At 70.5% G+C, this 7306-nt stretch carries 8 protein-coding genes; 3 read left to right on the forward strand and 5 right to left on the reverse strand.

Translation table 11 applies throughout. The features are described 5' to 3' along the window. Window positions 1-31 precede the first annotated feature (31 nt). Window positions 32-2068, reverse strand: a complete 2037-nt coding sequence (locus ACWDX9_RS56715) for a spermine/spermidine synthase domain-containing protein (RefSeq protein ID WP_355192399.1) — start codon at window positions 2066-2068, stop codon at window positions 32-34. 183 nt (window positions 2069-2251) lie between these two features. On the opposite strand from ACWDX9_RS56715, the gene ACWDX9_RS56720 reads away from it, so the two are divergent. Beyond that, window positions 2252-3610 carry a S8 family serine peptidase gene (locus ACWDX9_RS56720; RefSeq protein ID WP_364247339.1) on the forward strand — a complete coding sequence of 453 codons (1359 nt, stop codon included), beginning with the start codon at window positions 2252-2254 and terminating at the stop codon, window positions 3608-3610. Window positions 3611-3619: 9 nt separating this feature from the next. Here the strand turns inward: ACWDX9_RS56720 and ACWDX9_RS56725 are convergent, their stop codons facing one another. After that, the gene (locus tag ACWDX9_RS56725; RefSeq protein ID WP_449971304.1) at window positions 3620-4345 is read right to left on the reverse strand and encodes an ABC transporter permease; all 726 of its coding nucleotides are present in this window, start codon (window positions 4343-4345) and stop codon (window positions 3620-3622) included. Then, on the reverse strand, window positions 4345-5085 hold the full coding sequence (locus ACWDX9_RS56730; RefSeq protein WP_449971307.1) for an ABC transporter ATP-binding protein: 741 nt from the start codon (window positions 5083-5085) through the stop codon (window positions 4345-4347). Before ACWDX9_RS56730 ends, ACWDX9_RS56725 begins: the two co-directional genes overlap by 1 nt. A gap of 66 nt (window positions 5086-5151) precedes the next feature. Here ACWDX9_RS56730 and ACWDX9_RS56735 point away from each other — a divergent pair, with 66 nt between their 5' ends. Further along, on the forward strand, window positions 5152-5817 hold the full coding sequence (locus tag ACWDX9_RS56735; protein WP_449971309.1) for a TetR/AcrR family transcriptional regulator: 666 nt from the start codon (window positions 5152-5154) through the stop codon (window positions 5815-5817). On the opposite strand, the gene ACWDX9_RS56740 is transcribed toward ACWDX9_RS56735, so the two are convergent. After that, window positions 5773-6081: a DUF4190 domain-containing protein gene (locus ACWDX9_RS56740; protein ID WP_363964346.1), complete on the reverse strand. Its 309-nt coding sequence runs from the start codon at window positions 6079-6081 to the stop codon at window positions 5773-5775. The genes ACWDX9_RS56735 and ACWDX9_RS56740 overlap by 45 nt on opposite strands. 119 nt (window positions 6082-6200) lie before the next feature. On the opposite strand from ACWDX9_RS56740, the gene ACWDX9_RS56745 reads away from it, so the two are divergent. After that, the gene (locus ACWDX9_RS56745) at window positions 6201-6992 is read left to right on the forward strand and encodes an ion transporter (RefSeq protein WP_355192389.1); all 792 of its coding nucleotides are present in this window, start codon (window positions 6201-6203) and stop codon (window positions 6990-6992) included. Here ACWDX9_RS56745 and ACWDX9_RS56750 read toward each other — a convergent pair. Then, window positions 6975-7306, reverse strand: a 332-nt coding sequence (locus ACWDX9_RS56750; RefSeq protein WP_449971312.1) for a hypothetical protein, incomplete at its 5' end; no start/stop codon positions are given. The two genes, ACWDX9_RS56745 and ACWDX9_RS56750, sit on opposite strands and share 18 nt — an antisense overlap.

Genomic DNA, 7306 nt, shown 5'->3' on the forward strand with positions numbered 1-7306 from the left:
AAGGCGGGGAATCCCCCCGCCGCCGGTGCCGTCAGGCGGTGACCGACTTCCGGGGCAGCAGCACCATCGCCCCGATGTAGAGCACCGCCGCCACGATCAGCAGCCCCTTGTACCCGATCACCAGCGCCGCGTACTCCAGGCAGCCGCCCACCATGGCCCCCAGCAGGTTCGCGCCGAAGGAGGTGGTCGCGTCGGCCGTCTCGGCGAAGCGCTTGGCGAAGACGACGTTCGCGGCGAAGATCGGCAGGAACGCCACCACCACGGCCGCCACCGCGCGCAGGGGCACCGGCAGGGACAGCAGCCACGAGTTCGGCACCAGCCAGGACAGCAGCAGGCCCGCGAGCAGCACGCCGTACATGACGGGCAGCGGCGGGGTGCGGAAGTGGCGGGTGACCTCGACGGCGGCGAGGACCGCGACCAGGACGCCGGCGAAGACGATCGCGTTGACCACCCACGTGGTGCCGAACAGCAGCGCGAACCCGGTCACGCTCTTCGTCTCCAGCAGCATGAACGCCACGCCGAGCAGGAACAGGTCCGCGTACGGCCGCATCCGCTCGTAGGGCCCGGCCACGACGCGGACGGCGAAGAGGCTGACGATGAGGATCAGGCCGAGCGTGATGATGTAGATCGGCGGGATCGTGGCGTCCTTGAGGTAGAGGAACGGCCGGTCGTCGTTGGCGGGCTGCGGGGTGCCGGGGGCGGCGCCGGGCCACTCCGACGCGCAGCGCTGCGCGTCGGCCGTCACGCCCGCCGTGATGACGGCCTGCTGGCCGGCGGTGCTGACGACGTCGACGCACGGCTTGTGCCCGAAGGCGCTCTGCATGGTGGAGGCGAGGCGGTCGACCAGCCAGCTCTCCCGGTAGTAGTTGTACATCGAGAAGGTGCCGCCCGGCTTGAGGTGGGCGCGGGCGGCCTTCATGGCCTCCTCGGTGAACAGGTAGCTCTCCAGGCGCAGCGAGCTCGCCCCGGAGACGAGGGTGAGCGAGTCGGGCAGGGCGAAGAGGATCAGGTCGTACTTGTCGCCCGTGCGCTCGAGGAAGGCTCGCCCGTCGGTGATGTGGGTGGTGACGCGCGGGTCGTCGTACGGCTTGTCGGGGTGGACCGAGCCGCCCAGCTCCCGCAGCTTGGGGTCGATCTCCACGGCGTCCACCCGGTTGGCGCCCTTGGACAGCGCGATGGCCACGTCGGTGCCGCTGCCCGCGCCGACGATGAGCACGTCCTTGGGCGGCTTGCTGGTCCGCTCGTACGGCAGGCCGTACTGGGCCTCCCACTGCAGCCGGGCGGCGGCGGGCACGGCCTGCTGGTGCGGGATGCCGTTCACGGAGATGTCGGTGACGGGCACGCCGAGCTGGGTGAGCTGGCGCGCGGTCACCTTGTAGTACGGCGACCAGATGGCCCCGGCGGTCAGCGTCTCCATCAGCAGCAGCCCCACCACGGCCAGCGAGGGCACGGTCACCAGGCCGAGGTAGAGCGAGCGCGGCCGGGGCATGAGCAGCAGCCCGTAGCAGATGGCCGCGACCAGCCCCCAGAACACCGGCGGCGCGCTCAGGAACGACAGCGCCGTGAACGCGGCGATCCCGCTGAGGCTGCCGATCAGGTCGTAGCGGTAGGCCTCCAGGCGCGGCAGCTCGGGGAAGCAGCGCCCGACGAGCTCGGCGGGGCCCATGAGCACCAGCGCCGCGGCGGCGAAGATCACCGGCAGGATCAGCCACGCGGGCGGGCCGCTGGTGGACAGGCTCGTCCAGTACAGGACGCCCTCGGTGTTCCTGTCGACGGTCACGGGGAACGTCAGGACGACGGCGACCAGGACGGCCAGCACGACGGGCGAGTAGTACGGCTGCCGCCGCGACCGCCCCACGCGCAGGAAGCCGAGCCCGATGCCCAGGAACGAGCCGAGCAGCACGAAGTTGGTGAAATAGCTGAGGTGGACGATGTTGGACCCGGTCCACCGGATCAGCGCCAGCTCGAGGAACAGCATGAAGGCGCTGGCGAGGACGAGCCTCGGCCGCACCGCCAGCCAGTGAGCTTTTTCTCCGTCGTCGACCGGCATCTGCGCCTGGAGCGTCATGATTCGACACCGTAGTGAACAGACCGGGAACACGGAAGCCTGACGCCCCGGAAGAAATGTCATCCGGTTCGCACTAATTAGGGTATTTGCGCAGGTCAAACCCTTGAAAGGCGCTGGACGCCGGGGCGATGAATGGAGGAATCTTGGGGAGTTCATTCCCTCCACGAGATTCGGTGGTGACACATGCGGGTCCTGATCCAGCTCCGCCCCTCCCCCGATCTGGTCGCGGCCGTCGCCGACCCGGATCAGAGCGCCACCACGGCCGACGTGGCCGACGGGCTGCCCGGGGTCGAGCTCGACACCGCGTACGTCCCCGTGGCGGTCGCGCGGCCCGTCCCGATCGCCGGGGGCGACCCCCTCTCGCTCAACCAGCCGCTCGACTTCTCGCTGGCCGCCGAGGACGCCTCCGTGCTGGTGCGCGGCACGATCTCGGACGACGAGCTGGCCTCCAGGGTCACGCTGCTGCCCGCGCTGCGGCCCGACGTGGTCGGCGTCTACGCCGACCCGGTGATCGCGACCACGCGCACGTGCGGGGGCGACCCGCCGGTCGGCACCTGGCACGACGTGGAGCGGCTGCTGAACGTGCCGGGGCTGAGCGCCGAGGGCCTCGACGGCAGCGGGGTGGCGCTGGCCGTGCTCGACACCGGGATCAACGCGGCCCACACCGCCAGGCAGCTCGGCAGGGGCGTCACGCTGGACGCCGAGCGGTCCTGGAGCCCGCAGGGCGTGTCGGGCAAGGCGGGCGAGTTCGAGGTCGATCACGGGACGATGTGCGCGTTCGACACGCTCATCGCCGCTCCCCAGGCGTCGCTGATCGACATCCCGGTCCTGCTGTCCACCCGGCCCGGCGGCTCGGCGCTGGACGGGCTGCTGTCGGACGCGGTGTCGGCGTTCGCGCACCTGCGCAGCGTGCTCGCCGCCCAGCCCGCCGAGTCCAGGGCGCTGGTGGTGAGCAACTCGTGGGGCTCCTTCTCCCCCGAGTGGGACTTCCCCGTCGGGCATCCGGGCAACTACTCCGACAACGCCGCCCACCCGTTCAACCTGATGGTGGCCGAGCTCGACCGGGCGGGCGCGGACGTGCTGTTCGCGGCGGGCAACTGCGGCACCCAGTGCCCCGACGGCCGGTGCGTCTACCCCAACCGGCCCATCGTCGGCGCCAACTCCCACCCGAAGGCCCTGTCCGTCGGCGGCGTCGACATCAACGGGGAGCGCGTGGGCTACTCCTCGCAGGGCCCCGGGCGGCTGACCGCCCGCAAGCCCGACTTCTGCGCCTACACCCACTTCTCCGGGTCGAAGGCGTTCGGGGACGACGAGCCCGACTCGGGCACCTCCGCGGCGACGCCGGTGGCCGCCGGGCTCGTCGCCGCCGTCCGCACCCTGTGGCCGTCGACCCGGCTGTCGCCCACCCAGCTGCGGGCGCTGCTGCGGCGCACCGCCGAGGACCGCAGCGAGGTGGGCTTCGACTACGACTACGGCTACGGGAACGTGGACCCGGCGGGGATCATCGCCGCGCTGCGGCGGCGCGCCAGGAACGCGGCCTGAACGGCGCTCTCAGGCGTTCTCCCGGTTGAAGACCCGGGTCCCGACCGTGAGGCTGACCGCGGCGAACACCACGGTCACGGCCACTCCCAGGCCCACGGTGCCCGTCAGGTAGTGCCCCTCGAACAGGTCGCGCAGCGCCTCCAGCGTGTACCTGAACGGGCTGATGTGCGAGATGGCGTCGAGCCAGCCCGGCGCCATCGACATCGGCAGGAACGAGCCGGACAGCAGGACCAGCGGGATCACCGCCGTGGACATCACGGGCGCGAACAGGTGCTCGTTCATCGTCAGCGCGATGGCGTACGACAGCGCGGCCAGGCTGCTCCCGAGCACGATCACCAGCACGAACCCGGCCGCCAGCCCCGGCGCGGGAGCCCGCAGGCCGAAGGCGAAGGCGACCACGAGGAGCAGCAGCGTCTGGATCGTCATCGTGAGCGCGTTGTTGAGCACGCGCCCGAGCAGCAGCGCCAGCCGGCTGGCCGGGGTGACGCGCATGCGCTCCAGCACGCCGGAGCGCTTCTCGAACACCACCCCGAACCCGGCCAGCCCCATGCTCATGAGCCCGAGCTGGATGATGAGGCCGGGGACGAGCGTCTCCCACGTGCCGAACGTGGTGAAGATGGGCCCGAACAGCACCAGGAAGAGCAGCGGCTGGATCGCGCCGAAGACCATGCCGACCTTCTGCTGGAGCGTGACGCGCACGCCGTGGCGGAACAGCACCCAGGTGTCACGCAGCATCAGACGCCCGCTTCCTCGCGCAGGGACCTTCCGGTGATGTCCAGGAACACCTCGTCGAGCGTGCGCCCGCCGGTCTTCAGCTCAGCCGGGGCGCCCTCGGCCACGATCCGGCCGTGGTCGATGATCACTATCCGGTCGCAGAGCGCGTCGGCCTCGTCCAGGTAGTGGGTGGTGAGGAAGACCGTCATGCCCCGCTCGGCGCGCAGCGAGCGGATGTGGTCCCACAGGTTGGCCCGGCTCTGCGGGTCGAGGCCCGTCGTGGGCTCGTCGAGGAAGAGCAGGACCGGGTCGTGCAGCAGGGCGAACGCGATGTCGAAGCGGCGGCGCTGCCCGCCGGACAGCGCCGCGCCGGGCTTCGACTCCAGGCCCGTGAGGTCGAGCCGCTCCAGCGCCTCCCGCGTCTTGGCCTCGGCCGTCGCCCTGCTCAGGCCGTACAGCATGCCCTGGAGCACGAGCTCGCCCATCAGCGGCGAGGTCGGCGACGTCCCGCCGGTCTGGGAGACGTAGCCGATGCGCCTGCGCACCTCCTTCGCGTCGCCGAGCAGGTCGTGGCCGGCCACCGTGGCGGTGCCGGACGTGGGGCGCAGCAGCGTGGTCAGCATGCGCATGGTCGTGGTCTTGCCGGCGCCGTTCGGACCGAGGAACCCGACGATCTCGCCGGGCCCGACCGATAGGTCGACGCCTTTGACGGCCTCTACGCCGCCGTCGAAGGTCTTGCTCAGACCTGAAGTCCTGATCATTTCATCGCCTCCAAAATTAGAGTAACCACAATTTTGGTGTCACTGCAAACTTGGTACGATGGAGGCATGCAAGAGGGGCTGCGGGAGCGGAAGAAGCGCGAGACCAGGCAGCGCATCGCGGACGTCGCGATGGGGCTGTTCATGGCCAAGGGGTTCGACAACGTGACCGTGGCCGAGGTGGCGCGGGCCGCCGACGTGTCGGTCAACACGGTGTTCAACTACTTCAGCACCAAGGAGGACCTCTTCGCCGACCGGCAGGAGGTGGCCGTCGACCTGGCCCCGCGCGTGCTGCGCGAGCGCGAGCCCGGGGAGAGCGTGGTGCGGGCGTTCCGCCGCGACTTCCTCGACGCGCTCGACACCCGCCACTGGCGCTACGGGCTCAACGCGGGAGTCGACGTGTTCGCCAGGATCGTCGACGAGGCCCCCTCGCTGGGCGCCAAGCTACGCGAGATCGGTGAGGAGCGGGAGCGCGTGCTGGCGCAGGCGCTGGCCGACGAGCTCGAGGCCGACCCCGACGACCTGACGCCGCGGCTGGTGGCCTCCCATCTCCTCAACACGACGCGGCTGCTCGGCGACCACTCCATCCGCCGGCTCCTCGCGGGCGAGGACTGGGAGAGCATCGCGCCCGGCCTGCGGGCTCAGGCGGAGCGGGCCTTCGACCTGCTGGAGTCGGGCCTGGGCGACCTGCTAGCTGGAAAGAGCCCCGGTGACCAGCATGAGCCCGAACATTAGGACGACGAAGCCGAGGGTGATCATCATCAGGACCGAGCTGACGATGCCGCAGATGCGCCCGGCCTGCACCATGCCGCGGTTCTCGTAGTAGTAGCCGCTCTCGTCGATCTCGCGCAGCGCCCTGTTGCCCATCGACCAGGCGAAGGGGCCGATGAACGTGCAGACCACCAGACTCAGGATGCCCAGCACCAGGATGGCGGTGCCCTGGGGGTGGGTCTGGGGTGGCGGCCCGTAGTAGGAGGGACCGTAGTTCGGATAGGACATGCTCGCTCGGCGCCCTCACCATTCGTCGCTCAGGTGCGTTTTTATACCACAGACATCGGCTTGATCATGTTGCGCCATCATGGTGGGGCACATGACCAAGCCCTTAGGAGCCTGCCCCCGTGCGTGAACGCACCGCCGCCTTCCTCGCCCGCGAAAGCTTCCAGCGGTTCATCGTCGGCGTCATCCTGCTCAACGCGGCCACGCTGGGTCTCGAGACCTTCCCCGCGGTGGTCGCGCGCTTCGGCCACCTGCTCACCGTGGTCGACCACATCGCGCTGTACGTCTTCGCCGTCGAGCTGATCGCCAAGATCTACGTCGAGCGCTCCAGGTTCCTCCGCGACCCGTGGAACGTCTTCGACGCCGCGATCGTCCTCATCGCCTTCATGCCCGCCACGGGCGGCCTGTCCGTGCTGCGCTCGCTGCGCATCCTGCGTGCCCTGCGGCTGCTGTCGGTCGTGCCGAGCCTGCGCCGCGTCGTCTCGGCGCTGCTGCGCGCCATGCCGGGGATGAGCTCGATCGTGGTGCTGCTCGGCCTGGTGCTCTACGTGGCCGCCGTCATGGCCACCAAGCTCTACGGGAGCACCTCCCCCGAGCGCTTCGGCAGCCTGCCGACCTCGCTGTTCACCCTCTACCAGACGATGACCGGCGACGACTGGGGCAACATCGCCAGGGAGGTGATGACCCGCCATCCGTCGGCCTGGGTCTTCTTCACCATCTTCATCCTGATCTGCACGTTCGTGATCCTGAACCTCTTCATGGCCGTGGTCGTCAGCGCCATGGACGAGGAGAACGCCGAGGAACGCGCCGAGGAGCGCGCGGTGCTGGAGGACACCAGCGAGCACACCCAGCGGATCCTCGACGAGCTGGCCGAACTGCGCAAGGAGGTCGCCGAGCTACGCCGGCTGGACTGAGCCCTCCTGGGCCGTGCCACCGCGCTGCCGGTAGGTCACCCGCCACAGGGCGACGACCAGCAGCAGCGCGACCACGGCCCAGCCCTCGACGAGCCCGGACACCGCGCCCACCGCCAGCGGCGCGGCCACGGACGGCAGGGCCCATCCCCAGATCCACCGCCGCTCGGCGCCGCTCGCCACGCCGAGCACGGCGGAGGCGGCGAAGTAGACGGCCAGACCGGCGGCCGCCACGGCCTGGGGTTGGCGAGGCGGACGCGGGGTGGTCAGGGCGTGGCGAGGTGGCCGTGGAGGCGGACGCGGGCCAGGCCGCCGTC

The sequence above is a fragment of the Nonomuraea sp. NPDC003201 genome (assembly GCF_053590415.1).